We start from the raw sequence: 25,241 nt of genomic DNA, 5'->3' as shown, positions 1-25,241 counted from the left end.
ACGCCGAGAGGAGGCGAGTCCAGTGATCAGCATCAAGAGCAGCTCCATCAGCACCGCCAAAATGACCGATCGCTCGGTCGCCTCCCTGTGCATGCTCGGCGGCTCCGCCCTGGGCACCGGTCTGTCCGGCATCCGTGCCGCGCGTCCGGCGTCCTTCGTGTCTCTCGCGGGTCTTCCCGTCCGTGAGCGCAATGAGCGACCGACCAAGGCACTGGAAGCAGTAGTGGCACAGGCCCAGGCCTATGCCTTTACGGCGGCCGGTGCCGGAAACCGGAAGCAGGCAACGCAGCACCACCTGATGTGGGCCTTCCGTGGGCCAGAACCCTGGAGTGATCCAGCCTGATCGCCGATCAGGCCGGCGCCTTCAGGGCCGCGGAACCCCACCCGGGATCCGCGGCCCTTCTGTTTTCCCCGAACGGGGACGGCGGAGCGAAGGGGCCTCGGGACAAGAAAAAGAACCCGGTACCCAGCCGACACCCGGCCGACCGGCCGGACCGACCAGACGAGGAAGACGAACCGTGCAACTCGAAGCGCACGCCCCGTCCGTACCGCCTTCCGACACGATCCCCCCGCCCTGCCTCACGGAGGACTCCACCTTGACCCCGCTCACCGCGCTCACCGCGCTCGACGACGCCATCGAGAACCTCGGCGTACCCGTCCCGTGCCGCTCCTACGACCCGGAGGTCTTCTTCGCCGAGTCGCCCGCGGACGTGGAGTACGCCAAGTCCCTCTGCCGCACCTGCCCGCTGATCGAGGCCTGCCTCGCCGGCGCCAAGGAGCGGCGTGAGCCCTGGGGCGTCTGGGGTGGCGAGTTGTTCGTCCAGGGTGTCGTCGTCGCCCGGAAGCGGCCGCGTGGCCGCCCGCGCAAGAACCCGGTCACGGCATGAACATCACAGGAACGATCGACCGCCCTCTCACGCACGACCCCAAGAAGCAGGCCCCGATGAAGCCGTCCACCAGCGAGCCCGCAGGCTCCGCGACCGAAGACGTCACCACCACCGGCGCGAACGCCTCGCGCCAGAACAGGACCCGCGAGATGCAACTCATCCCAGAAGCCCTGGCCCGTGCGCATATGCACGGGCGACTGCATGAGGCCGAGCTGGAACGCCAGGCCGCGCGCCTGGCGGCCGCCCGCCGGATGCAGCGCCGTGCCGAGCGCGCCTCGCGGCGCGCCCGCCGCGCGCTCGCCATGGCGGTCATGCAGTAACCGACCACACCGTTGAGCGGTGGCCTCCGGGCAGAGAGGCGAAGCTCTTCCCGCGGGGGCCGGTCCGTCCGAACGGACCGGCCCCCGCGGTGCGTTGCACCACCCGATCCCGGCAGCGGCGATATCGTCGCCGGGTGACGAGTCTTTCCGGAGGCAGTGACCACGGCGGCTCCATCGCTGAGCGCCCACCCCTCGTCTGTGCCCGCTGCGGCACCCCGGCCGAAGGGCCGCCACCCACCTGGACCTGTTCCGTGGAGAGTGGCGTGCGTCGCTACTTCTGCGACGCCTGCTCCCGCGAGAACCTCAGATCCATCGAGGGCCGCCTGGACTCGCCCTGGTGGTAGGAGCCGCGAGGAGCGGGCGTGCTCACGCTTCGACGGCCGCCTCCTCGGCGTCCTCGTCCGCCGCGAACCCCGGCAGCCACTCCTCCAGCTCCTCGCGCAGACGCACCGTCGCCCCCAGCTGACACAGCACGCCGATGGTGCTGAGGGTCACACGGTGTATCAGCAAGTACGCGGGAGGCAGATTGAGCCGCTTGCCCAGCTGATAGGCAGGGGAGCGGGGATCGGCGACCCGGGCCGCCTGGCTGCGCATCCAGCCACGGGTGAAGGTGAAGTCGTCCACCCGCGCCGGTTCGATGATCGGCAGGAGATAGTCCAGAACGGCGTCGGGGTCCAGCTCGATCGACTCCTTGACGAAGCCTTCCGCGCACAGCAGTTGGTACACCGCCTCGGCCTCACCGTCCAGGGTCATCCGCAGGGACTCGCCGATCGGCGTCGGCAGGCCGCCGGCGAGACGGTCTACCGTGCCGAAGTCCAGGACGCCCAGGCGCCAGTCGTCCTCGCCGCCCGGGCCGCCCGGCAGCAGGCGGAAGTTGCCCGGGTGCGGGTCGGCGTGCAGCAGGCCGGTGCGGGCCGGGCCGGAGAAGAGGAAGCGGGCCAGGAGCTGGCCGGCGCGGTCGCGCTGTTCCCGGGTGCCGTCCGAGATCACCTCGGACAGAGGAATTCCGTCGATCCACTCGGTGACCAGAACCTGGTCGCGCTGGTGGACCACCGCCGGCACCACGACGTCCGGGTCGTCCGCGAACTCCTCTGCATGAGCCCGCTGGGCCTCGGCCTCCAGGCCGTAGTCCAGTTCCTCCGAGACCCGGTCCTTGAGCTCGGCGATCAAGGGCTTGATGTCCATGCCGGGAATCAGCGGACCCAGAAGGCGAGCGAAGCGGCTCAGCTGGGTCAAATCGGACAGCAAGGCCTCACCGGCGCCGGGGTACTGCACCTTGACCGCCACCTCGCGGCCGTCGTGCCACACCGCCCGGTGCACCTGGCCGATCGAGGCCGCCGCGGACGGCTTGTCCTCGAATTCCTCGAACAGCTCACGCCAGTCCGCACCGAGCCGCTCTTCCAGCACCGCGTGCACCGTGCGCGTCGGCATCGGCGGCGCCGCCTCCTGGAGCTTGGTCAACGCCACCCGGTACGGGCCGGCGACCTCCTCGGGCAGCGCCGACTCGAAGACGGACAGCGCCTGCCCGAACTTCATCGCGCCGCCCTTGAGCTCACCGAGCACCTTGAACAGCTGCTCGGCCGTGCGCTGCTGCAGCTCGCGGCCGACGATCTCCGCGGACTCGCCCACGATCCGTTTGCCGAGTCCCCAGGTGGCCCGTCCGGCGAAGCCGAGCGGGAGCGCGGCGAGCTTGGCGGTCCGGGTGACCGCCTTCCGGGGAAGATCAGACATGCGTCCTCCAAGTCCCAGCAAGCCGCGACGCGCCTGCCTGACGGCATGGCTTCGATGGCGGCCGTTGCACCGCCATTGTCTCGTGTGGCCCCCCGTCCTTTGAGGTCTGTTCCGCTGTGGTTTTCTCCACTGCTCCGCACGGGCACGCCGGATGCGGCCACACCGGTCGGGCACGCCAGTTCAGGCCGGGCACGGACACCTCCCACCGGGCACCCGCGCTCGAGGGCAGCTCGCCGTCCAGGAAGGCGAGGGCATGGGCGGCGGCCAGACCGGCGACCGTCGTGGCGAGCGCCAGGTCACAGGGCCGGACGGGGCGCTGCCGCCCGGAGCGCCACTGTGCCACCAGGCGTGGCCAGCTCTCGTCCCGGTCCGCGCGGCCCCGGTGCAGACAGCCCGCACAGCTCGTGTCGCCGGGCAGAACGAGAGGGCCCACGACGCCTGTGCCCTCCACCACACCTGCGTACAGATGGGGGGTTCCGGACGCGATGAGGGGTTCGGCCGCGGCCGGGTCGGGCGCGTGCACGGCCACGTCGTCCCGCGGGGCAAGGATGACCAGCGAGAACCCCGGGCCATCCGCCCCGGGCGGCGCCTGCGGGCCGCGGCGCACCGGGCGGTCGGGGGCTGCCCGCCGTACGGCTCGGCGTGCCGCCTCGTCCCTGCGCTCGCCGACGGCCTCCGCGGGCAGCCCGCCCGGTGCGACGTCCCATGGCTCGACGCAGCCGCCGTCGCGTACGTCGACCTCGCCGACTCCCGCGCCCGACAGCACGGCGGCCAGCGTCGCGCCCACCCGCCCCGCACCTCTGACCTGCACACGCAGGCGGCGGCGGGCGGCCAGACGTCCGATCGCTTCGCCCGGTTCCCGGGCGACCAGGGAGAGCGAGGCGAGGTCAGGACGCAGCCGGTCCATGACCTCCTGCTTCCCGCGCAGCGCGTCCGCAGCCGCCCCGCCGCCCTGCGCGTCGTCGAGGAGGCCGGACCCGGCGAGCCGCTCCACCAGCCGGTCGACATGGCCCTCGGGCAGGTCCATGCGGTGTCCCTCCTGTCGTAGAAGGGGCAGGCCGCGGGTGCCGTTGAGCAGGTCCAGGAAGCTGCCCGTCGCGGTGTCCAACGGACCCAGTGTCATCGCGTGCGCGGGAGTCATCCCGAACTGCACGGTCTTGAGATCGCGCCAGCCCCGCCTGAGCGCGGGTTTCACCATCGGATGCATGCAGGCCCCCGTAGCCCCGAGAAAGTCCCTGTCGTCTCCATGTGCCGGTGGAGCCGGTCGTGCTCCGCCGACGAGTGCCAGCATGCCCCGTCCGGGCCGGGCGGCGCCGAAAGTTGTCCACAGGAGGGGGCTATTCGTCGTACGAATCAAACGCTCGGTGGGGGATCGGCAGGGAACCGTCCCGGACCCGGGACTTCCCGCGCGTACACCCGGTAACGTCGGGGCGTGTCCGCCGACCCACTGCACCACGCCGGAATGCCACAGCGCAGCACGACGAGCCTGCCGCCGGGCGGCTCGAAGGCGAGCGCGATCGAGGTCCGCAGGAGCGCCCGTCGCCGCAGGACGGTTTCCGCGTACCGCGAGGGCGATCGCACCGTCGTGCTCATCCCCGCCCGGATGTCCGAGGCGGAGGAGCAGCGCTGGGTGACCGTCATGCTCGACAAGCTGGCCGCCCAGGAGAGCAGGCGGGCGCTCGGCGACGCGGAGCTGGCCGAGCGCGCCGAGCGGCTGTCGGCCCAGTACTTCGACGGCCGGGCCCGGCCCGCCTCCGTCCGCTGGGTCACCAACCAGAACACCCGCTGGGGATCGTGCACACCGGCGGAGGGCAGCATCCGCCTGTCGCACCGCCTGCAGGGCATGCCCGAGTACGTCATCGACTACGTCCTCGTCCACGAGCTCGCACATCTGCTCGTACCCGGACACGGCCCCGACTTCTGGCGGCTGCTGGAGGCGTACCCGCGCACGGAGCGGGCACGGGGCTACCTCGAAGGGGTCGTCTCGGCGGGCCGACTGCCGGATCTGCCGGGCGCGCGCGGCGAGTGAACGCCGTCCCCTGGGGGCGTCCGGTGCCGTAGGGCCGGGATTGTGTACCGGGTCTGTACCGACTTCGTCCGGTGTCGGAGTTTGCCGTTAGCCTGGCGCGACGCACTCGCATTCGGGATGGGGGACGGTCGTTACGCATGCCCAGGGAATTCCAACGCGGCCACAAGGCCAGGATCAGTGACCTGACCGCGGGCACGGATCTGTACGTAGGCGTGCAGATCTCCGCGCCCGGACTGACGTTCGACATCAGTTGCTTCGGTCTGGACGCCGACGAACGGCTCTCGGACGACCGGTACTTCGTCTTCTACAACCAGCCGAAGTCCCCCGAAGAGGCCATCCAGCAACTGGGTGCCCAGGCCGGTGACACGGAGTCCTTCCGGGTCACGCTCGACAGGATCCCGCCGCAGATCCAGAAGCTGTCCTTCACCGCGACCGTCGACGGCGGCGGCCAGATGTCGCAGATCAACCCCGGCTACCTGCGCATCGTGGCAGGGGGCGAGGAGGTGGCCCGATACGCGTTCAGCGGTTCGGAGTTCTCCACCGAGCGCGCCGTGATGCTGGGCGACTTCTACCTCAAGGACGTGTGGCGGTTCGCCGCGGTCGGGCAGGGCTTCGACGGCGGTCTCGAGGCACTGCTGAAGAACTTCGGGGGCGAGGTCCTGGAGGAGGAGAGCCCCGCTCCGAGCCCGGCCCCGCAGCAGCCGCAGACCGGTGCCTCACCGGGATTCGCCCCGCCCGCCCAGTCCGCCGCGCCGCCCACCTTCGGCGTCCCGCCCGCGCCCACCCCGGCACCCGCGCCCACCGCCACCCCGGCACCCGCGGCACAGGGTTACGCCCCGTCCGCGGGAGCCACCCCGCCGCCGGCCCCGGCGCCCGCGCCCTCGGTGCACGCCGCGCCGACCATCGTCGCGCCCCTTGCGCCGCCCGGAGGCACCGTCCCGCCGCCGGCCCCGGCCCCCGCGCCCTACGGCCACCCGGGCCAGCAGCCGCCGTACGGCCAGGGCCCCGGTCCGAGCGCGCCCCCACCCCCCGGATACGCCCAGCCGCAGAGCCCCCAGGCCCCCCAGGCGCCGACCCCGCCGCCCGGCTACGGTCAGCCCGGCGCACCGCCCGGATACGGCCAGCAGTCCTACGGGCAGGTCCCTGGACAGCCCGCGCCCTACGGCGCCCCGCAGGGTGCTGTCCAGGGCGCCGGTGTGTCGGCCGCGCTCCAGCAGTTCAAGGAGACGCCGACCGGCCAGCGCTGGACGCTGCAGAACAGCAAGCTGATCCGCGCCGACCTCGGCACGAGCGGTCAGCCCGTACTGGCCAGGCAGGGCAGCATGGTCCTGTACCAGGGCAAGGTCGACTTCAGCTACAAGGGCGCCGGCTTCGCGGGCCGGATCGTGGGCAACGCCACCGGCCAGGAGATGCAGCTGATGCGCTGCACGGGCCAGGGCCAGGTGTTCTTCGCCGAGAACTCCACCCACCTGCACCCGGTCGAGCTACAGGGCGAGGCGCTGTGCGTCTCCGCCGAGAACGTGCTCGCCTTCGACGAGAGCCTTCAGTACGAGGTCCGCCGCATCGAGGGCCACGGCATCCCCGGAGGCGCCCTGTTCACCATGCAGTTCCAGGGCACCGGCACGATCGTCGTCAAGACGCACGGCACGCCCGTCGTGCTGCCCGTGACGCCGACGACGTTCGTCGACTCCAACGCCGTCGTCGCCTGGTCGGCCGCCGCCCAGGTGATCGTCTCCAGCCAGGTGCGCATGCGCCGCAACGCCTACCCGGGGCACAGCGGCGAGGGTGTCAACCTCCAGTTCCGTGCCGCGCCCGGCAATTTCGTCGTCGTCCAGCCGTACGAGGTCTGAGGGAGCCCGTCATGAACCAGCCGCTCGCGGGCTACGCCCCCGCGCCCGTCACCGCACGCATGGAGAACCACGGCGACCACATGCTGAAGGTCGCCCTGCAGACCGGCAACGACCTCCTCGCGCGCGTGGGGTCGATGGTGGCCTACGAAGGCTTCGTCCAGTACGAGCCCAACCCGCCGGCCGTCCGTCAGATCGCCCGCGACTGGATCACCGGCGAGGGCGCGCCCCTGATGAAGTGCTCCGGCGACGGCCTGCTCTACCTCGCCGACTACGGCGCCAACGTCGTCGTCATCAACCTCAACGGCGACGCCATCTCCGTCAACGCCACCAACCTGCTGGCCTTCGACGCCCACCTCACCTGGGGCGTGGAGCGGGTCAAGGGGCTGGCGAAGTTCGCCGGGCAGGGTCTGTGGAACACCAAGATCTCCGGTCAGGGCTGGGTCGCGCTGACCTCCCGGGGCAAGCCGATCGTCGTCGACTGCGGCGGCGGCGAGAACGAGACGTACGTCGACCCCGACGCCCTCGTCGCCTGGTCGCCGAACCTGAAGGTGAAGGGCAAGCGCAGTTTCAAGGCGCAGTCGCTGATCGGCCGCGGCAGCGGCGAGGCCTACCAGATGGCCTTCTCCGGGCAGGGCATCGTCGTCGTCCAGCCCAGCGAGGACAGCACCGACCGCCTCCGGTTCCGGGGCTGAGGGGGAGACAGGACACCATGCAGAGCCCGCTTTTCGCCTTCAACGACGTCCAGACCCAGGAGCGCTGGAGCCTGCAGAACAAGCAGATGCTGCGCGTCACCCTGGAGGGACACGACGACATCCTCGCCCGCAAGGGCACCATGGTCGCCTACCAGGGCCTCGTCGAGTTCGACGCCGAGTACCAGAGCAACAGCCAGGCACGCGCGCGTGCGTACACCGGAGAGGGCCTGGACGTGATGCGCTGCCACGGGCAGGGCACGGTCTATCTCGCCAACCTCGCCCAGCACGTCCACATCATGGAGGTGGAGCAGGACGGCCTGACGGTCGACAGCAGCTACGTACTGGCGATGGACTCCTCGCTGCACTACGAGGTGATCGCCGTCGACAGCATGTACGGCATCTCCGGCTCCGGGAAGTACCAGCTGAACATCACCGGCCGAGGCAAGGTCGCCCTCATGACCTCGGGCGCCCCGCTCCTGATGCAGGTGACCCCCGACAAGTACGTGAACTGCGACGCCGACGCTATCGTCGCCTGGTCCACCGGACTGCGGGTGCAGATGCAGGCCCAGACGCACTCTTCCGGGGTGTGGCGGCGCCGCGGCAACACCGGTGAGGGCTGGGAGCTCAGCTTCATGGGCAGCGGCTACGCGCTCGTCCAGCCCAGCGAGCTGCTGCCGCCGCAGAACGCCGTGATCGGCCAGGGGCTCGCCGCGCAGTTCGGCATGGGCCAGCACGGGGCACGCGCGCAGAACCAGGGCAACGTCTGGAGCTGACCGCTCCACGAGGACGGGTGACGGGTAAGGGGCGGCCGCTCTTGCGGCCGCCCCTTACGCATGCTGGGGGTTCAGCCACCCGCGCAGGGGTCACACGCGCGCCCGGGTGGCCTCCAGCAGGCGCACGACCGACTCGTCCGCCACGGTCGCCACCTCGTCGTAGGCGAACCAGCGCAGCTCCAGGGACTCCTCGCTGATGGCCTCGACGGCGCCCGCCGGCGCGAGCGCCGCGTACTGGACGTCGAGGTGCCAGGCACACGGCGTGTGGTGGCGGTCCAGGCGCACCGGCCCGCCTGGCAGCAGGGTCAGCCCCGCGATGCCCGACTCCTCGGTCGCCTCGCGCAGGGCGGCCGCGGCCAGTGTCTGGTCGAAGGGCTCGCAGTGGCCCCCCATCTGGAGCCACATCTGCATCTTTCGGTGCAGCGTGAGCAGGACACGCCCGCGGTCCGGGTCGATCACCAGGGCACTCGCCGTGATGTGCCCGTCCCCGCAGGCCTTCCACATGCCGTCCGGGTGCGCCTCCAGGTGCTCCAGGTAGGTCTGGCGCAGCTCTTCCTGGCCGACGTACCCCTTCAGGACGAGGACCGCGTCTTCATGGAGGCTCACTCGGCGTCGTCGTCCTTGGTCTCGCCGTCGTCCTTCTGGCTCCTGTCCGGCTTGTTCAGGTCCGGCTTGTGGCCGGAGCCGTCCGCCGCCTCGCCGAGCATCTTGTCCCACTCCGAGAAGTCGAGCTGCTCGCGGTGTACGAAGCCGTCCGGGTCGTCCAGGTCGGTGGCGGTCGGCAGCATGTCCGGGTGGGCCCACAGGGCGTCACGGCCGTCGACCCCGCGCGCGTCCGTGAGCGACGCCCACAGACGGGACGCGTCGCGCAGGCGCCGCGGGCGCAGTTCCAGGCCGATCAGCGTGGCGAACGTCTGCTCGGCCGGGCCGCCCGAGGCGCGGCGGCGACGCAGCGTCTCGCGCAGCGCGTCGGCCGACGACAGACGGGGCTTCGACGCCGCGTGCACCACCGCGTCCACCCAGCCCTCGACGAGGGCCAGAGCGGTCTCCAGGCGCGCCAGGGCCGCCTTCTGCTCCGGGGTGTCCTCCGGCTGGAACATGCCCTGCTGGAGGGCGTCCTGGAACTGCTCCGGGTTCTGCGGGTCGAACTGGCCGACCACGTCCTCCAGCTTCGCGGTGTCGACCTTGATCCCGCGCGCGTAACCGTCGACCGCGCCGAACAGGTGCGAGCGCAGCCACGGCACGTGCGCGAACAGACGCTGGTGGGCGGCCTCGCGCAGGGCGAGATACAGCCGCACCTCCTCCTTCGGCACGCCGAGGTCCTTGCCGAAGGCCTCGATGTTCACCGGCAGCAGCGCGGCCTTGCCGGCCGGGCCGAGCGGCAGGCCGATGTCGGTCGAGCCGACGACCTCGCCGGCCAGCACGCCCACGGCCTGCCCGATCTGCGTGCCGAACATGGCGCCGCCCATGGAGCGCATCATGCCGATCAGCGGGCCGGCCATGGCCTGCATCTCCTCCGGCAGCACGTCACCCATGGCCGTGCCGACGCGCTCGGCGACCGGGTCGACGAGCTCCCGCCAGGCAGGCAGGGTCGCCTCGACCCACTCCGCGCGGCTCCAGGCCACCGCGGAGGCGGCACCGGACGGCAGCGACGTCGCGTCGTCCAGCCACAGGTCGGCCAGCCGGACGGCCTCCTGGACCGCGGTACGCTCGGCGGGGCCGATGCTCGCGTCCTTGGTGCCGTCCGCGGTGCCCTGGGAGACCGTCTGGCGGGCGATCTGCTTGGCCATGTCCCAGTTCACCGGGCCGCCCTCGTAGGAGAGCATCTGGCCCAGTTGCTGGAAGGCCGCGCCCAGGTCGGTGGGGTTCAGGGAGCCGAACATGGCTGCGAGCGGGTTGTCGGCGCCGGGGCCGCCAAGGCCTCCGGCTCCGGGCAGCCCGAAACCGAACGGGTTGGCCGGTCCCTGCCCACCACCGCTCTCCTGGTCCTTCTTCTTGCCCTCGTCGCCGTTCTCCGGCTCCTCCGGCGGAAGGCCGAATCCGAATGGGGTGTCACTCACGGGGTTCCTCGGCTGGTAAGGCCACCGGTTCTCTCTCCGGCGGCGCGGCTGCCCGACAACACCACCCAGCGTAGACACCATGGGCGGTTCGGGCCTCGGTGCTTCGCCGACTGAACGCCTGCGGCAGGATGGATGCCACCTGGTACGTACGCGTCATTCGCGCCCGTATGGAAGACAACCGCTGGAGACGCCCGGTGAGTTCCCCAGATCCGCAGGTTCGCGCAGCGCGAAACCAAGAGAGCAGCCCCGCCGTGCGCGGGCCCGTCGTCGCGGTCACCGGTGCCGCGAGCGGGGTGGGTGCGCTGCTCACCGAGCGGCTGGCCGCGTCCGCCGAGATCAAGCAGGTCGTCGCCATCGACGAGCGGCGCGGGGAGTGCGCGGCCGCGCAGTGGCACATCCTCGACGTACGTGATCCGGCGATCGCGGAGAAGCTGCGCGGGGTGGACGTCGTGGTGCACCTGGCGCTCGACCTTGATCTTGAGACCGACGCCGCCGCCCGAACGGCCTACAACGTCCGGGGTACGCAGACCGTACTCACCGCCGCAGCGGCGGCCGGGGTGCACCGTGTGGTGCTGTGCACCTCGGCGATGGTCTACGGGGCGCTGCCCGACAACGAGCTGCCGCTGTCCGAGGACGCTGAGCTGCGGGCGACCGCCGAGGCGACCGGGGTCGGGGACCTGCTGGAGATCGAGCGGCTCGCGCGGCGCGCGCCGCGGGCGCATCCCGGCCTCAACGTCACCGTCGTACGTCCCGCCGTGCTCGTCGGCGGCACGGACACCGCGCTGACCAGGTACTTCGAGTCGCCGCGGCTGCTCGTTGTGGCCGGGTCGCGGCCCGCCTGGCAGTTCTGTCACGTGGAGGACCTGTGCACCGCGCTGGAGTACGCCGTGCTGGAGAAGGTCGACGGGGAGCTGGCCGTCGGCTGTGACGGGTGGCTGGAGCAGGAGGAGGTCGAGGAGCTCAGCGGGATCCGGCGCATGGAGCTGCCGTCGGCGGTCGCACTGGGGGCGGCGGCCCGGCTGCACCGGATCGGGCTCACGCCGTCGCCGGCCGGGGACCTCGCGTACACGATGTACCCCTGGGTGGTGAGCGGTAGCCGGCTGCACGACGCCGGATGGCGGCCGAAATGGACCAACGAGGAGGTCTTGGCGGAGCTGCTGGACGAGGTGTCCGGGCGGCACACGGTGGCCGGACGGCGCCTGGGACGCAAGGACGCGACGGCCGCGGGTGCCGCGGGGGCCACGGTGGCTCTCCTGGGCGCGGCCGCGGTGGTACGCCGGGCGCGCAAGGCCCGGCGGCGGATCTGAGGGCGGGCGCGTTCGGCGGGAGCCGGGCGTGGGGTGTTCGGCGGTGCTCGGGGACGGTGTTCCGCGGGGGCGGGGCGTCGGGCGTCCGGCAGTGATCGAGGGTGGGCGGTCCGGTGGGGTCCAGGCGTGGGGGTCCGGCGGGGTCCAGGCGTGCAGGTCTTGCGGGGTCCAGGCGTGAACGTCCGGCAGGGGCCGGGCGTGGGCTGACAGGCGGGATCCGGGCGTGGCCGTCCGGCAGGATCCGGGCCGTGGGGCGTCCGGCAGGGCCAGGCCATGCGCTGTTCCGGACGGTCCGGGCCTGCGTCGTTCGGCGCGGCACGGGTTGGGGCGTTCGGCCGGAAGGGCCTGAGGGCCTGTAGGAGGCTCCAAGGTGCACGCGCGCGTGCCTGGTGAAAGCGTTATTTCCGGTGGTCGCGCGGGTGCGGCACGATGGAGGCATGGCATCCACCAACGATCACCCCGGTGAGCGGGTCGCCGAGGACCCGATCAAGCTGATCGGCATCCGGGACATTCCCCTCTCCCTCGACGAGGTCTTCAAGGCGGTCGGGGACGACGCCGCCGGAGGCACGGCGCTCTTCGTGGGGACCGTGCGCAACCATGACGGAGGTGCCGACGTCGACCAGCTCGGGTACTCCTGCCACCCCAGCGCGGAGGCCGAGATGCGGCGGATCGCCGAGAGGGTCGTCGCGGAGTACCCGGTGCGGGCGCTGGCGGCCGTGCACCGTGTGGGTGACCTCAGGGTCGGAGACCTCGCCGTCGTCGTCGGCGTGTCGTGTCCGCACCGGGGCGAGGCCTTCGAGGCCTGCCGCAAGCTGATCGACGACCTCAAGCACGAGGTGCCGATCTGGAAGCACCAGAAGTTCTCCGACGGCACCGAGGAGTGGGTGGGCGCCTGCTAGGGCCCCGGCAGGCAGCGTTCACCCCGTCGCGCAAACGTTGCCTGCCGGGGCACTGGGCGCCCCCCGTGCGACCCGACGACCCCCTGTGTCCCACCTCCGGTTGCGTAACCCCACCCCTGGCGTGAGCGTTGTCAGTGCGGATGGTTAATCTGCTGATCAGTCAGTTGGGGTCGCTCCCCCGGGGTTGGGAGGTCGGCATGGCGGCGCTCGTCTGGTTGCTGATTCCGCTTGCGGCGGCGATAGGCGGCGGCCTGTGGGGCAGTTGGGCCAACCGGACCCGCAAGGTCCGCAATGACGGTCCCGAGCTGGACGGGTATGCCCGTTTCTGCGAGGCCATGGAGAGGTCCCACTCCAGCACGTGAGGAAGACGGCCCTGACGGTGCGCTGACAGGGGCGTCCCGTAGTGTCGAGTCATGCCACGCCGCACCGCGACGATGCTCGCCTCCACCCTGATGCTGATCGCGCTCCTGTGCGCGGGAGTCTTCCTCCCCGTGCCCTACTCGGAGATGTCCCCGGGGCCGACGGTCAACACTCTCGGTGAGCACGAGGGCGAGCCGGTGCTGCAGATCTCCGGGCACAAGACCTACCCGACCGACGGGCACCTCAACATGACCACGGTCCGGGTCACCAGCGCCGACTACCGGATGAACCTGGTCGAGGCCGTCTACGGCTGGCTCGCGCACGACAACAGGGTCGTGCCGCACGACACGCTCTACCCCGACGGCAAGACGGAGCAGCAGTCCACCCAGGAGAACGCCGAGGAGTTCAGCCAGTCCCAGGAGAGCGCCAAGGTCGCCGCGCTGAAGGAGCTGGGTGTCCCGGTGCGGTCCTGGGTGATCGTCTCGACGGTGATCAAGGACACCCCGGCCCAGGGCAAGCTGCACGCCGGTGACGTGATCAAGGCCGTCGACGGGACCGCGATCAAGCAGCCCACCGACGTCGCCAAGCTGGTCACCAAGCACAAGCCCGGTCAGGACGTGGTCTTCACGATCGTGCCCGCAAAGGACCAGGCCACCGCCGAGAAGCAGCACACGACGGCGACCGCCACCAAGGACATCACCATCACGACGGCACCGTCCCAGGACAGCGGCGCCAAGCGGGCCATCGTGGGGATCTCCGCCGGGACCGATCACACGTTCCCGTTCACGATCGACATCAAGCTCGCGGACGTGGGTGGGCCGAGCGCGGGTCTGATGTTCGCGCTCGGCATCTACGACAAGCTCACCCCGGGCAGTCTGACCGGCGGCAAGTTCGTGGCCGGCACCGGGACGATCGACGACGACGGCAAGGTCGGCCCGATCGGCGGCGTCGAGATGAAGACCGTCGGCGCGCGCAACAAGGGAGCCCAGTACTTCCTGACGCCGGCCGACAACTGCGCGGCGGCCGCCAAGGACAGCCCTGACGGGCTCACCCTGGTCAAGGTGAACACCATCGGTGACGCGCTCAGCGCCCTGCAGGACATCCGCACCGGGAAGACGGCCGATCTGCCGAAGTGCACGACGAAGGGCTGACCGGGCCGGGGACCTCAAAAGCGACCTCGCGACGGCCGGAGGGCCTCGCAGGCCACCGGGCCTCGTACGTCACCAAGCCTCGTACGTCACCGGGTGCGCCCTCACGATCAAGGGCGCACCCGGTGACGTCCTGGGAAGAGCTCAGTCCTCGAAGGTCGCCGCCAGCGCGTCCGCCAGCCCCGGCACCAGGTCCGGGCCCGTGAGGACCTCCGTGGCGGAGTCCTTCTCGCGCAGGCGCAGGGCCGACTCGCGTGCCCCGTCCCGCAGGACCGCGACCGTCATCCGGACCTCCTGGCGCTCGGGGTGGTCGGCCACCCACTGCGCCAGCTTCGCCTCGCTCAGCCCCTGCGGGACCTGTGCCTCGGCGGACGGCGGCAGCATCAGACGCTCCACGGTCAGCGCGCAGCCGGCCACCGCGTCGGGCCAGGCGATGGTGCCGAGGAACTCGTCGAGCGGCCGGTTCGTTGGGACCTCGTCCTGCTCGATCGGGGTGAGGCCGGTGGTCTCCTGCTCGTCCTCCAGGCCGAGCTGGGCCGCGAGGGCAGGTTCCTGGGCCCGCAGCCGCGCGGTGTCTACGAGGGCGAAAAGGCGAGCGGGCTGGTCCCAGCCGAGGCCGGAGGCGTACTCGTCGATTTCGAGTACGGCCCGGGTGAGCGGGCTCGCTGCCATGGGAGTGTTGGACATGGTCACAATCCTGCCTCGTTCCCGGCCGGAATCGGGAACCGAGTAAACCGTGAGTAAGTTGCATAGGTGTGGGCCTACGATCACAGGGGCGCACCGTACGGTCCCGGACACGAGGACCTGACGCAACGACAGCGAACCAACAGCGAACCAACAGCGAACTTCGGAGTGCGCACCTTGGCTTTCCAGATGCCGGACCGCGGCGGAGGCCCCTCGGGGCCGCGGATCAGAGTGGGCCGCCCGCCCCGGCGTGTCCGGGCCCTGCTGATGACGCTGGGCGTTCTTGCCGTTCTCGGCATGGCGTTCACCATGTTCGCGGGGTTCTGGACGGACTGGCTCTGGTACCGGTCGGTGCACTACTCGTCCGTGTTCACCACCACCCTGTGGACCAAGATCGGGCTGTTCTTCGTCTTCGGCCTGCTGATGGCGGCCGCGGTCGGCTTCAACATCTGGCTCGCGCACCGGCTGCGGCCACCGCTGAGCGCCATGTCGATGGAGCAGCAGAGCCTCGACCGTTACCGGATGGGCATCGCGCCGTACAAGAGGTGGCTGCTGTGCGCCGTCACCGCGCTGGTGGGCCTGATCGCGGGCGCCTCCGCGGCCGGTCAGTGGCAGACCTGGCTGATGTGGGTCAACGGCGTGCCCTTCCACCAGCGGGACCCGCAGTTCCATCTCGACGTCGCCTTCTACGCCTTCGACCTCCCCTGGTACCGCTTCCTGCTGGGCTTCGGCTTCGCGGCCACGATCCTGTCCGTGATCGCCGCCGCCCTCACCCACTACCTGTACGGCGGGCTGCGCATCACCAGCCCCGGCGCGCGCGCCACGGCCGCGGCGACCGGGCACCTGTCGGTGCTCCTCGGCGTCTTCGTCGCCCTGAAGGCGGTCGCGTACTGGCTCGACCGGTACGGACTCGCGGTCAAGTCCAGCGACTTCAGGGCGACCGGCAACTGGACGGGCCTGAGGTACGTCGACGCCAACGCCTACCTGCCGGCCAAGACGATCCTGTTCTGCATCGCCGTCATCTGTGCGCTGCTGTTCTTCGCCACGCTGTGGCGGCGCACCTGGCAGCTGCCCGTCATCGGCTTCGGCCTGATGGTGCTCTCCGCGATCCTCATCGGCGGCCTGTACCCGGCGATCGTCCAGAAGTTCCAGGTCCAGCCCAACGAGCAGGCCAAGGAGGCGCCGTACGTCGCGAAGAACATCAAGGCGACGCGTGAGGCCTACGGCATCGCCGACGCGAAGGTGACCGAGTACGCCGGCAAGAGCGGCACCGACGACAAGTCGAAGCTGCGCGACGAGGTCGACGCGACGGCGAGCATCCGGATACTGGACCCGAACATCGTCTCCCCGACGTACCAGCAGCTTCAGCAGATGCGGAACTACTACACGTTTCCGAACAATCTGGACGTCGACCGCTACACCAAGGACGGCAAGGTCCAGGACACGGTCGTCGGTCTGCGCGAGTTGAACCTCGCCGGCATTGCGAAGAAGAACTGGATCAACAACCACTTCCGCTACACCCACGGCTACGGCGCGGTCGCGGCCAAGGGGACGGAGGCCGACGGCAACGGCCAGCCCGTCTTCACCGAGTCCGACCTGCCGTCCACCGGTCGGCTGGGGACGTACGAACAGCGGATCTACTACGGCGAGAAGACCACCACGTACTCGATCGTCGGCGGTCCGCAGAAGGAGATCGACTACTCCGACGACAGCGGTGAGAAGACCACCAGCTACAAGGAGAAGAGCGGGGTCAGCCTCTCCAACCCGATCAACCGGGCCGCCTACGCGGTGGCGTTCGGGGAGCCGCAGATCCTCTACTCCGGCGCGATCGGAGAGGGTTCGCGGATCCTGTACAACCGCACGCCCAAGGAACGCGTCGAGGCGGTGGCGCCCTGGCTGACCATCGACGGCGACGCCTACCCGGCGGTGGTGGACGGCCGTATCCAGTGGATCGTCGACGCGTACACGACCACGAACGGATACCCGTACGCCTCCCGCACCACCCTCGGCGACACGACGGCCGACTCGCTGACCTACAACAACAACCAGCGCGCGGTGGTCGCCCAGCAGAACCAGGTCAACTACATCCGCAACTCGGTGAAGGCGACCGTCGACGCCTACACCGGCGCGGTGAAGCTGTTCCAGTGGGACACCGAGGACCCGGTGCTGAAGACCTGGATGAAGGCCTTCCCCGGGACCGTGAAGCCGAAGGCCGACATCTCGCCGGACCTGATGGCCCACCTCCGGTACCCGCAGGACCTGTTCAAGGTCCAGCGCGAACTGCTCACCCGCTACCACGTGCAGGACGCGCAGACGTTCCTCAGCGGCAGCGAGGTGTGGCAGGTGCCCAACGACCCGACCAACAAGTCGGGCAACGCGGTGCCGCCGTACTACCTGACCATGAAGATGCCCGACCAGTCCTCCCAGGCGTTCTCGCTCACGACCACGTTCACGCCGAACGGTCGGGACAACCTCAGCGCCTTCATGGCGGTCGACTCCCAGGCGGGTACGAGCGACTACGGCCAGATCAGAGTCCTGAAACTGCCGACGAGCAAGACCGTCGACGGGCCGAAACAGGTGCAGAGCCAGTTCAACTCCAACTCGCAGCAGAACATCGCCGAGTTCGTCAGACTCATCAGAGGCGGGGACTCGGAGATCGAGTACGGCAACCTGCTGACCGTGCCGCTCGACGGGGGACTGCTCTACGTGGAGCCGGTCTACGTCCGTGGTGGCGGGCTGAAGTACCCGCTGCTGCGGAAGGTGCTGGTGACCTACGGCGGCAACACGGCGTTCGAGAACACCCTGGACGAGGCCCTCAACAAGGTGTTCGGCGCGGAGGGTTCGACCACGACGCCGCCGGACCACGGCACCGGCAACCCGCCGACGTCGAACAATCCGACGGTCCAACAGGCGCTCCAGGACGCCCAGAAGGCCTTCGACGACGGGCAGACGGCCCTGAAGAAAGGTGACTGGCAGGCGTACGGCCAGGCGCAGAAGGACCTTCAGGACGCGTTGAAGCGGGCCGAGGAGGCGCAGTCCCAGGCGGCGAAGCCCGGTGGCACAAGCGGCGGGAGCGGCAGCAACAAGGGTGGTGCGAGCCCGGGTTCGAGCACCACCCCGAGCCCGGGCAGCAGTCCGGGCGGCACACCGGGCAGCACACCGGGAGCTACGCCGAGCAGCGGCTGATCCCGCTGCGGCCGTCGCCGTGGCGGAGGCCCGGGTCCCCGCGGGGATCCGGGCCTTCGTGGCGTACGAACGCATGTGCCGACGCGTGGGACGGCCGTGCCGCCGTGGGGAGTTGGCCGATCTGTGTTTGACTTGTCTCTCTGTGGGCATGTCGACAAAACGCTGAAGTGACCTCACTGGCTGCGGTATACCAGGTGTACCCGGGTTGCAGGTGGTGCGACGATGGACGTTATGGGGGACAAGGCAACTCTGTTCGAGACAGGGCGATTTGTGCAGCCTTCCGATCCCGAGGAGATCGGGGGCGAGGCCCGGGACGAAACCGGGCAGGCCGCTGACGAGGCCGCCGAGGAGGTGCGTCGGCGTCTGGCCGCCGAGGCCGGCGACGTCGAGGCGAAGAGTGTCCTAGGGGCCATGTTGCTGCGCCGCGGCGACCTCGACGGAGCCGAACCCCACCTGCGCGCCGCCACCGCCGCCGGTGACCGCGCCGCCGCCAACAACCTGGGAGTCCTTCTGCACCAGCGCGGCTACGCCGACGAGGCCGCCGGATGGTGGCGGATCGCCGCCGTCGCCGGCTCCGCCGCGGCCGCGCACGCGCTCGGCCGGCACCACCGCGAGCGCGGTGACGAGCCGGCCGCGGAGTACTGGCTGCGCCAGTCCGCCGAGCAGGGGCACGTCCTGGGCGCGTACGCCCTCGCCGACCTGCTGGAGCACCGCGGGGACGCCGGTGCCGAGCGCTGGATGCGGGTCGCCGCCGAGCGGGGTCACCGGGAGGCGGCGTACCGACTGGCCCGGGCGCTGGACCGGCAGGCGGCACAGGGATCCGACGGTGACAACGGTGTCGGCCCGCTGGAGGAGGCCGAGCAGTGGTACCGGCAGGCCGCCGCGCGCGGCCACCGGCGGGCCGCGCTGCATCTCGGAACGATCCTGGAGAAGCGGGGCCTGCTCAAGGAGGCCGGCCGCTGGTACCTGACGTCCGCCAAGGACGGGGAGGCGCGGGCCGCCTGTGCGCTCGGGTTCCTGCTCCGGGACGCCGGGGACACCGAGAGCGCGGCCGTGTGGTGGCTGAGGGCCGCCCAGGACGGGGACGGCAACGCGGCGAACGCGCTGGGTGCGCTGCACGCCGAGCGCGGGGAGACGCAGACCGCCGAGCGGTGGTACCGGGCGGCGATGGACGCGGGCGATGTGAACGGCGCGCACAACCTCGGGCTGCTCTGCGCCGAGCAGGGGCGCACCGCGCAGGCCGAGCAGTGGTACCGGCGAGCGGCGTACGCCGGTCACCGGGAGGCGGCGAACGCGCTGGCGATCCTGTTGCTGCAGGGCGGGGACACGAGCGGGGCCGAGCCGTGGTTCTCCAAGGCCGCGGAGGCCGGGAGCGTGGATGCGGCGTTCAACCTGGGGATCCTCTACGCCGGGCGGGGGCTGGAGGCCGAGGCGCTGCGGTACTACGAGCGTGCGGCGGCCGCCGGGCACGCCGAGGCGGCACTGCAGGTGGGGATCGCCCGGCTCCGGGCGGGGGACGAGCCGGAGGCCGAGCGGCATCTGCGGTGCGCGGCCGGCGCGGGCAGTGCGGAGGCCGCGTACCGGCTGGCGACCGTGCTGGACGCGCGGCGCCCGCCGCCGCCCGCGCACGAGCTCGGAGAGTCGACGGTGCATGAGAAGACCGAGTGCGAGGAGTGGTACGAGCGTGCGGCGTCCCAGGGACATCGGCGCGCGCAGGTACGGGTGGGGATGATGGCCGCGGCCCGCGGGGACGTGGTCGAGGCGGCGCGGTGGTACCGCGAGGCGGCCGAGACCGGTTCCCGGAACGGGGCGTTCAACCTGGGGCTGTTGCTGGCCCGGGAGGGGAGCGAGCCCGAGGCGGCCGTGTGGTGGACGCGGGCGGCCGAAGCCGGCCATGGGCGGGCGGCGCTCCGGCTGGCCCTGGTCTACGCGCGTCGCGGAGAGCTGGCGGAGGGGCAGCGGTGGGCCGACCGGGCGGTCGAGCTGGGACCGGAGGAAGTGTCGGAGCGAGCGGCACGGCTGCGGGATGCGCTGCGCGAGGAGCTGTCGGCGTGAGGCCGCGCCGAGCCGGGCGCCATGTGCCGTGGTCGCCGCTGCCCGAAGGGCGGAGGCGACGGGCGGCGCGTGGGGCTCGCCCTTGGTAAGCGATTTGCTTCTGTGCCCGGCGTTCACGTAGTGTTGCATTCACCGACGCGGGGTGGAGCAGCTCGGTAGCTCGCTGGGCTCATAACCCAGAGGTCGCAGGTTCAAATCCTGTCCCCGCTACTGAAGGCCGAGGGCCGGAATCCCATCAAGGATTCCGGCCCTCGGTGTCTTTCCGGCCCTCGGTGTCTTTCCGGTACGGGCGGTGCCCCGCGAGAAGCCCGCACAACAGTTCGCCCCAAGGGTTCACGCAGCAAAAAGCCCCGGCACCTCGATGGTGCCGGGGTCCGCGGGGGATGCTCGGTCGGGCCGGATGCCGGGTCAGGCCGCCGCGCAGTTCGGGCACAGCCCGCGATACGTCACCTCGACGCCCGAGACGGTGAAGCCGAAGCGCTCCGAGTCGGGAAGGTCGGCCAGCGGGTTGCCGTTCGGGTGCACGTCGCGGATGGCGCCGCAGTGGGCGCAGATCAGGTGGTGGTGCGGCCGGTGGGCGTTCGGGTCGTACCGCTTCGCGCGCTTGTCCGTCGTGACCTCGAGAACCTCACCGAGGGACACCAGCTCGCCCAGCGTGTTGTAGACGGTCGCCCGGGAGATCTCGGGCAGCTTGTCGACGGCCCGCGCATGGACCTCGTCGGCCGTCAGATGGACGTGTTCGCCGTCGAGGACCTCGGCCACGACGCGCCGCTGCGCGGTCATGCGCCATCCACGTCCGCGCAGCCGTTCCAGTAGGTCGCTCATGCGCACCAGCTTAACAGCAAGGGGAACAGTTTCCGAATAGGTGTGACTTTGGAGCAGTGCTTGACTTAGACAATGTCCATTGTAGGATCGGGAACGGCTTTGGTCGAGCGACAGGATTGGTCGGAGATGACGCAGGAGGCGCACGTGACGCACGGACCGCTTACGACGGAGGCCGGTGCTCCGGTGGCCGACAACCAGAACAGCGAGACTGCGGGCGCCGGCGGCCCGGTTCTCGTCCAGGACCAGCTGCTCCTGGAGAAGCTGGCCCACTTCAACCGCGAGCGGATCCCGGAGCGTGTCGTGCACGCCCGTGGCGCCGGCGCCTACGGCACCTTCACGGTCACCGCCGACGTCACCAGGTACACCCGCGCCCGTTTCCTCTCCGAGATCGGCAAGCAGACCGAGGTCTTCCTCCGCTTCTCGACCGTGGCCGGCAACCTGGGCGCGCCCGACGCAGTCCGTGACCCGCGCGGTTTCGCGCTGAAGTTCTACACCGAAGAGGGCAACTACGACCTCGTCGGCAACAACACCCCGGTGTTCTTCATCAAGGACGCCATCAAGTTCCCGGACTTCATCCACACCCAGAAGCGCGACCCGTACACCGGCTCGCAGGAGGCGGACAACGTCTGGGACTTCTGGGGTCTGTCGCCCGAGTCCACCCACCAGGTGACCTGGCTGTTCGGCGACCGAGGCATCCCGGCCTCGTACCGCCACATGGACGGTTTCGGCTCGCACACCTTCCAGTGGAACAACGAGGCCGGCGAGGTCTTCTGGGTGAAGTACCACTTCAAGACCGACCAGGGCATCAAGACGCTGACCGGTGAGGAGGCCGCCCGGCTCGCCGGTGAGGACCCCGACTCCCACCAGCGCGACCTGCGCGAGTCCATCGAGCGCGGCGACCATCCGAGCTGGACCGTGTACGTCCAGATCATGCCCGCGGCGGAGGCGGCCGCCTACCGCTTCAACCCGTTCGACCTGACCAAGGTGTGGCCGCACGCGGACTATCCGCGTATCGAGATCGGCAAGCTGGAGCTCAACCGCAACCCGGAGAACATCTTCGCCGAGGTCGAGCAGTCGATCTTCTCGCCGGCTCACTTCGTGCCCGGCATCGGCCCGTCCCCGGACAAGATGCTCCAGGGCCGTCTCTTCGCCTACGGTGACGCGCACCGCTACCGCGTCGGCATCAACGCCGACCACCTGCCGGTCAACCGCCCGCACGCCACCGAGGCGCGCACCAACGCCCGTGACGGCTTCCTCTACGACGGCCGCCACAAGGGTGCGAAGAACTACGAGCCCAACAGCTTCGGCGGCCCGTTCCAGACAGGCCGGCCGCTGTGGCAGCCGACCCCGGTGTCCGGGGTCACCGGCGACCATCAGGCCCCGGTGCACGCCGAGGACAACGACTTCGTGCAGGCGGGCAACCTCTACCGGCTGATGACGGAGCAGGAGAAGGAACGCCTGATCGGCAACCTGGCGGCCTCCATCGCGCAGGTCTCGCGCGACGACATCGCCGAGCGGGCGATCAACAACTTCCGTCAGGCGGACGGCGACTTCGGCAAGCGGCTGGAGGCCGCGGTCCAGGCCCTGCGCGGCTGACACCGCGGGCCGGACCGCCGGGTGCCGGACAGCGGGCCGGGTCCTTGTGGGGCCCGGCCCCTGGTCGTCCGCTCAGGCCGGTACCTGCTGCCGGGCCGGCGCCCAGCAGCGGATGATGTCGCGGACCGAGACGATGCCCGCCGGTTCCCCGTGATCGAGCACGATCAGGTGGCGGAAGCCGCCGTGCGCCATGGCACGGGCCGCCTCCTCCAGGGTCCAGGAGGGAGTGGCGAACACGACATCGGTGGTGGTGTGGGCGTGGACGCGCTCGGCGTCCGGGTTCTGGCCCAGGCCGACGGAGTTGAGGATGTCGCGTTCGGTGAGGATGCCGATACCGCCTGCGTCCGGATCGAGGACCACGGCCGAGCCGACCCGGCGTGCGGACATCAGGGCTGCTGCCTGGCGGAGGGTGTGTGCGGGGCCGATGGTCAGGACCACCGTGCTCATGGCGTCGCGGACGAGCATGGGCTGGAGCCACCTCCTAGAGAACCCCTTGTGCTCGCGGCTCACGGGGCCGCCTGTCCCGGCCGGGCGCCCAGGGCGCCGGTGCGGCACTGCACAAGTTCACAAGTGGGGGACTCCCAGGGTTGCAGGTAAAGCGCGGGTCAACAAGAGGGCGCGCGTGGCCGGGCGGGGGCGTGCGCAGGCGACTCCCGTTTCTCAGTGGCGCTGGTTGAGATACCCCAGCATCTCGTCGTGCAGCAGTCCGTTGGACGCGGCGGCGTTGCCGCTGTGCGGGCCGGGCCGGCCGTCCAGGCCGGTGAAGGTGCCGCCGGCCTCCGTGACGACGATCGCGTTCGCGGCCATGTCCCACAGGGACAGCTCGGGCTCGGCGCAGAAGTCGACCGACCCCTCGGCGACCATCATGTAGGGCCAGAAGTCGCCGTAGGCACGGGTGCGCCAGACCTCGCGGGTCAGGTCCAGGAAGCCGTTCAGCCGGCCCTGCTCCTCCCAGCCGCTGAGCGAGGAGTACGCGAAGGAGGCGTCCGAGAGCTTTCCGACGCGGGAGACATGCAGGCGGCTCGCCTTCGACAGGCTGCGGCCGCTGAAGGCGCCATGGCCCTTGGCCGCCCACCAGCGCCGGCCCAGCGCGGGAGCGGACACGACACCCACCACCGGTTCGTAGCCGCCCTCGCCCGCCTCCATGAGCGCGATCAGGGTGGCCCAGACGGGCACGCCGCGGACGTAGTTCTTGGTGCCGTCGATCGGGTCGACGACCCAGCGGCGGGGGCCGGTTCCCTCGATCCCGTACTCCTCGCCGAGGACGGCGTCACGGGGGCGGGCGCGTTGCAGCTGACCGCGGATGAGTTCTTCCGCCGCTCTGTCCGCTTCGCTCACGGGGGTCATGTCCGGCTTCGTCTCGACCTTGAGGTCGAGGGCCTTGAAGCGGTCCATGGTCGCGGCGTCGGCAGCGTCCGCGAGGACATGGGCCAGGCGCAGGTCGTCGAGGTAGTCGGGCATGCAACGAACGGTATCTGCCCGGCTGGTACGGAGCTACAGGGGGCGGGGTGCCCCGGTGCCCACCCGTGCCGCCGGAGGTGCGCGGTGACCGAAGGGCGCCCCCGAGTGCGCCCGCGAACCCTTGACAGTGCATCCGGGCGCGTCAAATCTGGGCGCAGAGTCGCTCGCCCCAGGGAGGCGATGATGCCTGCAGCGCGGGAATCCCTGCTGGACGCCGCCCATACGGCGCTGGCGCGCCGGCCGTGGTCCGCCGTGCGGATGGTGGACGTGGCCGCGACGGCCGGGGTCTCCCGGCAGACGCTGTACAACGAGTTCGGCAGCAAGGAGGGGCTCGCCCGGGCGCTCGTCAGGAGGGAGGCCGACGGCTACCTCGCCGGGGTCGAGCGCGCGCTGGGCGCCCACACCGATCCGCGCGAGCGGCTGACCGCGGCGGCCGAGTGGACCGCGTCGGCCGCCCGTGAGAACGCGCTGGTGCGGGCCATGCTCACCGGCTGCTGGAACGAGCGGCTGCCCTCCCCGACGCTGTCCGCGGTGCCGTCCTCCTCGGCGGTGCCGGCGCAGCGCCGGGCCGACGGGCCGCTGCCGTCGCCCGGCGACTTCGTGGCGATCGTCCGCGACCGTGCCGCCGCCGCACTGTCCCCGCCCGGCGCACCATCCGGGCCGGACACCGCCGAGCTGGCCCACACCTGTGAACTCGTGGTCCGCCTCGCCCTGTCGTGCGTGGCGGCCCCGCCGGGCGAGGGCGGCCTCGCCGAACTGCTGCGCGGTGTGCTGCCCCGCCAACTCGTCTGAGCCGCACGAAGGCGGCAACTCCCCGGGCGGGGACGGCCGTTCAGTGTGCGGAGCCGGACAGCTGGAGCCCGATCACGCCGACGATGACGAAGCTGATCGAGACGATCTTCAGCGTCGACACCAGGTCGCCGAGAAAGACCATGCCGTAGATCGCGGTGCCCGCCGCGCCGATCCCGGTCCACACGGCGTAGGCGGGGCCGACGTCGAGCTTCTTCAGGGACAGGGTGAGCAGGCCGAAGCTGCCGAGGGCGAAGGAGCAGAAGGCGATGGTCGGCCAGAGCCGGCTGAAGCCGTGCGACAGTTTCAGACACACGGCGAAGCCGGTCTCCAGCAGCCCCGCGACGATGACCAGCAGCCACGCCATGTGCCGTCCTCCCGTGGGTCCGCGTTCCGTGACCGCTTCGTCGTCCTTTGGCCGTGCCCGGATCCGGCTCGGTGCGATTATGCACTTGCCGCGCCGCGGCCCCCGCAAACAACGCGGAGGTCAGGCCCCCGCAAACAACGCGGAGGTCAGGCCCCCGCAAACAACGCGGAGGTCAGGCCCCCGCAAACAACGCGGAGGTCAGGCCCCCGCAAACAACGCGGA

The 25,241-nt window shown here is 70.8% G+C and carries 25 protein-coding genes and 1 tRNA gene; 17 read left to right on the top strand and 9 right to left on the bottom strand.

Going from position 1 to position 25,241, the window contains the following annotated elements:
- Nucleotides 1–22: 22 nt before the first annotated feature.
- The 4 genes from AB0A61_RS20970 (at nucleotide 23) to AB0A61_RS20955 (ending at nucleotide 1,551) form a co-directional block, all read left to right on the top strand.
- Nucleotides 23–343, top strand: a complete 321-nt coding sequence (locus AB0A61_RS20970; RefSeq protein WP_361294000.1) for a hypothetical protein — start codon at nucleotides 23–25, stop codon at nucleotides 341–343.
- A gap of 175 nt (nucleotides 344–518) precedes the next feature.
- The gene (locus tag AB0A61_RS20965; RefSeq protein WP_361293997.1) at nucleotides 519–887 is read left to right on the top strand and encodes a WhiB family transcriptional regulator; all 369 of its coding nucleotides are present in this window, start codon (nucleotides 519–521) and stop codon (nucleotides 885–887) included.
- Nucleotides 884–1,207, top strand: coding sequence for a hypothetical protein (locus tag AB0A61_RS20960; protein ID WP_361293994.1), 324 nt, complete (start codon nucleotides 884–886; stop codon nucleotides 1,205–1,207). The genes AB0A61_RS20965 and AB0A61_RS20960 overlap by 4 nt, the downstream gene beginning before the upstream one ends.
- Nucleotides 1,208–1,341: 134 nt before the next feature.
- Complete coding sequence (locus AB0A61_RS20955; RefSeq protein WP_361293991.1) at nucleotides 1,342–1,551, top strand: hypothetical protein; 210 nt, start codon at nucleotides 1,342–1,344, stop codon at nucleotides 1,549–1,551.
- Nucleotides 1,552–1,573: 22 nt separating this feature from the next.
- Here the strand turns inward: AB0A61_RS20955 and AB0A61_RS20950 are convergent, their stop codons facing one another.
- The gene (locus AB0A61_RS20950; RefSeq protein ID WP_361293988.1) at nucleotides 1,574–2,938 is read right to left on the bottom strand and encodes an AarF/ABC1/UbiB kinase family protein; all 1,365 of its coding nucleotides are present in this window, start codon (nucleotides 2,936–2,938) and stop codon (nucleotides 1,574–1,576) included.
- Nucleotides 2,931–4,145 (bottom strand): TOMM precursor leader peptide-binding protein, encoded by a 1,215-nt coding sequence (locus tag AB0A61_RS20945; RefSeq protein ID WP_361293985.1) that lies wholly within the window; start codon nucleotides 4,143–4,145, stop codon nucleotides 2,931–2,933. The genes AB0A61_RS20950 and AB0A61_RS20945 overlap by 8 nt, the downstream gene beginning before the upstream one ends.
- A 225-nt stretch (nucleotides 4,146–4,370) precedes the next feature.
- Between AB0A61_RS20945 and AB0A61_RS20940 the strand changes: the two genes are divergently transcribed.
- The 4 genes from AB0A61_RS20940 (at nucleotide 4,371) to AB0A61_RS20925 (ending at nucleotide 8,282) form a co-directional block, all read left to right on the top strand.
- Nucleotides 4,371–4,967 carry a M48 family metallopeptidase gene (locus AB0A61_RS20940; RefSeq protein ID WP_361293982.1) on the top strand — a complete coding sequence of 199 codons (597 nt, stop codon included), beginning with the start codon at nucleotides 4,371–4,373 and terminating at the stop codon, nucleotides 4,965–4,967.
- Between the two features lie 137 nt (nucleotides 4,968–5,104).
- Nucleotides 5,105–6,817: a TerD family protein gene (locus tag AB0A61_RS20935; protein ID WP_361293979.1), complete on the top strand. Its 1,713-nt coding sequence runs from the start codon at nucleotides 5,105–5,107 to the stop codon at nucleotides 6,815–6,817.
- 11 nt (nucleotides 6,818–6,828) lie between these two features.
- Nucleotides 6,829–7,509 carry an AIM24 family protein gene (locus AB0A61_RS20930; protein WP_361293976.1) on the top strand — a complete coding sequence of 227 codons (681 nt, stop codon included), beginning with the start codon at nucleotides 6,829–6,831 and terminating at the stop codon, nucleotides 7,507–7,509.
- Between the two features lie 17 nt (nucleotides 7,510–7,526).
- A complete protein-coding gene (locus tag AB0A61_RS20925) occupies nucleotides 7,527–8,282 on the top strand; it encodes an AIM24 family protein (protein ID WP_361293973.1) in 756 nt (251 codons plus the stop codon).
- A gap of 90 nt (nucleotides 8,283–8,372) precedes the next feature.
- On the opposite strand, the gene AB0A61_RS20920 is transcribed toward AB0A61_RS20925, so the two are convergent.
- Together AB0A61_RS20920 and AB0A61_RS20915 are read right to left on the bottom strand one after the other, a co-directional pair.
- Complete coding sequence (locus tag AB0A61_RS20920) at nucleotides 8,373–8,888, bottom strand: NUDIX hydrolase (protein WP_361293970.1); 516 nt, start codon at nucleotides 8,886–8,888, stop codon at nucleotides 8,373–8,375.
- Nucleotides 8,885–10,342: a zinc-dependent metalloprotease gene (locus tag AB0A61_RS20915; protein ID WP_361293968.1), complete on the bottom strand. Its 1,458-nt coding sequence runs from the start codon at nucleotides 10,340–10,342 to the stop codon at nucleotides 8,885–8,887. Before AB0A61_RS20915 ends, AB0A61_RS20920 begins: the two co-directional genes overlap by 4 nt.
- Nucleotides 10,343–10,536: 194 nt before the next feature.
- On the opposite strand from AB0A61_RS20915, the gene AB0A61_RS20910 reads away from it, so the two are divergent.
- The 4 genes from AB0A61_RS20910 to AB0A61_RS20895 all read left to right on the top strand — a co-directional run bounded on the left by AB0A61_RS20910 (nucleotide 10,537) and on the right by AB0A61_RS20895 (nucleotide 14,059).
- A complete protein-coding gene (locus AB0A61_RS20910) occupies nucleotides 10,537–11,649 on the top strand; it encodes an SDR family oxidoreductase (RefSeq protein WP_361293966.1) in 1,113 nt (370 codons plus the stop codon).
- A gap of 437 nt (nucleotides 11,650–12,086) precedes the next feature.
- Entirely contained in the window at nucleotides 12,087–12,548 is a 462-nt protein-coding gene (locus tag AB0A61_RS20905) for a molybdenum cofactor biosynthesis protein MoaE (RefSeq protein WP_361293963.1), read from the top strand.
- Nucleotides 12,549–12,745: 197 nt separating this feature from the next.
- Nucleotides 12,746–12,910, top strand: a complete 165-nt coding sequence (locus AB0A61_RS20900) for a hypothetical protein (RefSeq protein WP_361293960.1) — start codon at nucleotides 12,746–12,748, stop codon at nucleotides 12,908–12,910.
- Nucleotides 12,911–12,961: 51 nt separating this feature from the next.
- Complete coding sequence (locus tag AB0A61_RS20895) at nucleotides 12,962–14,059, top strand: PDZ domain-containing protein (protein WP_361293957.1); 1,098 nt, start codon at nucleotides 12,962–12,964, stop codon at nucleotides 14,057–14,059.
- 141 nt (nucleotides 14,060–14,200) lie between these two features.
- On the opposite strand, the gene AB0A61_RS20890 is transcribed toward AB0A61_RS20895, so the two are convergent.
- Nucleotides 14,201–14,743 (bottom strand): PPA1309 family protein, encoded by a 543-nt coding sequence (locus AB0A61_RS20890; RefSeq protein WP_361293955.1) that lies wholly within the window; start codon nucleotides 14,741–14,743, stop codon nucleotides 14,201–14,203.
- Between the two features lie 186 nt (nucleotides 14,744–14,929).
- On the opposite strand from AB0A61_RS20890, the gene AB0A61_RS20885 reads away from it, so the two are divergent.
- The 3 genes from AB0A61_RS20885 (at nucleotide 14,930) to AB0A61_RS20875 (ending at nucleotide 20,191) form a co-directional block, all read left to right on the top strand.
- The gene (locus tag AB0A61_RS20885; RefSeq protein ID WP_361294369.1) at nucleotides 14,930–17,926 is read left to right on the top strand and encodes a UPF0182 family protein; all 2,997 of its coding nucleotides are present in this window, start codon (nucleotides 14,930–14,932) and stop codon (nucleotides 17,924–17,926) included.
- 222 nt (nucleotides 17,927–18,148) lie between these two features.
- Nucleotides 18,149–19,981, top strand: coding sequence for a tetratricopeptide repeat protein (locus AB0A61_RS20880; RefSeq protein ID WP_361293952.1), 1,833 nt, complete (start codon nucleotides 18,149–18,151; stop codon nucleotides 19,979–19,981).
- Between the two features lie 136 nt (nucleotides 19,982–20,117).
- Nucleotides 20,118–20,191, top strand: a tRNA-Met gene (locus AB0A61_RS20875).
- A 198-nt stretch (nucleotides 20,192–20,389) separates the two neighbouring features.
- On the opposite strand, the gene AB0A61_RS20870 is transcribed toward AB0A61_RS20875, so the two are convergent.
- Nucleotides 20,390–20,806: a Fur family transcriptional regulator gene (locus AB0A61_RS20870; protein WP_361293949.1), complete on the bottom strand. Its 417-nt coding sequence runs from the start codon at nucleotides 20,804–20,806 to the stop codon at nucleotides 20,390–20,392.
- Nucleotides 20,807–20,950: 144 nt separating this feature from the next.
- On the opposite strand from AB0A61_RS20870, the gene AB0A61_RS20865 reads away from it, so the two are divergent.
- The gene (locus AB0A61_RS20865) at nucleotides 20,951–22,402 is read left to right on the top strand and encodes a catalase (RefSeq protein ID WP_361293946.1); all 1,452 of its coding nucleotides are present in this window, start codon (nucleotides 20,951–20,953) and stop codon (nucleotides 22,400–22,402) included.
- A 72-nt stretch (nucleotides 22,403–22,474) separates the two neighbouring features.
- On the opposite strand, the gene AB0A61_RS20860 is transcribed toward AB0A61_RS20865, so the two are convergent.
- Entirely contained in the window at nucleotides 22,475–22,867 is a 393-nt protein-coding gene (locus tag AB0A61_RS20860) for a CBS domain-containing protein (RefSeq protein WP_361293943.1), read from the bottom strand.
- Between the two features lie 195 nt (nucleotides 22,868–23,062).
- Nucleotides 23,063–23,863 carry a histidinol-phosphatase gene (gene hisN / locus AB0A61_RS20855; protein ID WP_361293940.1) on the bottom strand — a complete coding sequence of 267 codons (801 nt, stop codon included), beginning with the start codon at nucleotides 23,861–23,863 and terminating at the stop codon, nucleotides 23,063–23,065.
- A 180-nt stretch (nucleotides 23,864–24,043) separates the two neighbouring features.
- Here hisN and AB0A61_RS20850 point away from each other — a divergent pair, with 180 nt between their 5' ends.
- The gene (locus AB0A61_RS20850; protein ID WP_361293937.1) at nucleotides 24,044–24,655 is read left to right on the top strand and encodes a helix-turn-helix domain-containing protein; all 612 of its coding nucleotides are present in this window, start codon (nucleotides 24,044–24,046) and stop codon (nucleotides 24,653–24,655) included.
- Between the two features lie 40 nt (nucleotides 24,656–24,695).
- Here the strand turns inward: AB0A61_RS20850 and AB0A61_RS20845 are convergent, their stop codons facing one another.
- Nucleotides 24,696–25,019, bottom strand: coding sequence for a multidrug efflux SMR transporter (locus AB0A61_RS20845; protein WP_361293934.1), 324 nt, complete (start codon nucleotides 25,017–25,019; stop codon nucleotides 24,696–24,698).
- Nucleotides 25,020–25,241: the final 222 nt, after the last annotated feature.

It is taken from the genome of Streptomyces sp. NPDC046197, from assembly GCF_040646295.1.
Lineage (GTDB): Bacteria > Actinomycetota > Actinomycetes > Streptomycetales > Streptomycetaceae > Streptomyces.
Note: the sequence above shows the minus strand (reverse complement) of the source record. Positions and strands in the feature narration are given on the sequence as shown.

Bases quoted from the DNA above. Each gene is read 5' to 3' on its own strand.
- hisN (WP_361293940.1), bottom strand. From the start codon at position 23,863: ATGCCCGACTACCTCGACGACCTGCGCCTGGCCCATGTCCTCGCGGAC.
- AB0A61_RS20935 (WP_361293979.1), top strand. From the start codon at position 5,105: ATGCCCAGGGAATTCCAACGCGGCCACAAGGCCAGGATCAGTGACCTG.
- AB0A61_RS20845 (WP_361293934.1), bottom strand. From the start codon at position 25,019: ATGGCGTGGCTGCTGGTCATCGTCGCGGGGCTGCTGGAGACCGGCTTC.
- AB0A61_RS20885 (WP_361294369.1), top strand. From the start codon at position 14,930: ATGCCGGACCGCGGCGGAGGCCCCTCGGGGCCGCGGATCAGAGTGGGC.
- AB0A61_RS20950 (WP_361293988.1), bottom strand. From the start codon at position 2,938: ATGTCTGATCTTCCCCGGAAGGCGGTCACCCGGACCGCCAAGCTCGCC.
- AB0A61_RS20930 (WP_361293976.1), top strand. From the start codon at position 6,829: ATGAACCAGCCGCTCGCGGGCTACGCCCCCGCGCCCGTCACCGCACGC.
- AB0A61_RS20860 (WP_361293943.1), bottom strand. From the start codon at position 22,867: ATGCTCGTCCGCGACGCCATGAGCACGGTGGTCCTGACCATCGGCCCC.
- AB0A61_RS20960 (WP_361293994.1), top strand. From the start codon at position 884: ATGAACATCACAGGAACGATCGACCGCCCTCTCACGCACGACCCCAAG.
- AB0A61_RS20900 (WP_361293960.1), top strand. From the start codon at position 12,746: ATGGCGGCGCTCGTCTGGTTGCTGATTCCGCTTGCGGCGGCGATAGGC.
- AB0A61_RS20895 (WP_361293957.1), top strand. From the start codon at position 12,962: ATGCCACGCCGCACCGCGACGATGCTCGCCTCCACCCTGATGCTGATC.
- AB0A61_RS20925 (WP_361293973.1), top strand. From the start codon at position 7,527: ATGCAGAGCCCGCTTTTCGCCTTCAACGACGTCCAGACCCAGGAGCGC.
- AB0A61_RS20890 (WP_361293955.1), bottom strand. From the start codon at position 14,743: ATGTCCAACACTCCCATGGCAGCGAGCCCGCTCACCCGGGCCGTACTC.
- AB0A61_RS20870 (WP_361293949.1), bottom strand. From the start codon at position 20,806: ATGAGCGACCTACTGGAACGGCTGCGCGGACGTGGATGGCGCATGACC.
- AB0A61_RS20850 (WP_361293937.1), top strand. From the start codon at position 24,044: ATGATGCCTGCAGCGCGGGAATCCCTGCTGGACGCCGCCCATACGGCG.
- AB0A61_RS20945 (WP_361293985.1), bottom strand. From the start codon at position 4,145: ATGCATCCGATGGTGAAACCCGCGCTCAGGCGGGGCTGGCGCGATCTC.
- AB0A61_RS20905 (WP_361293963.1), top strand. From the start codon at position 12,087: ATGGCATCCACCAACGATCACCCCGGTGAGCGGGTCGCCGAGGACCCG.
- AB0A61_RS20880 (WP_361293952.1), top strand. From the start codon at position 18,149: ATGGACGTTATGGGGGACAAGGCAACTCTGTTCGAGACAGGGCGATTT.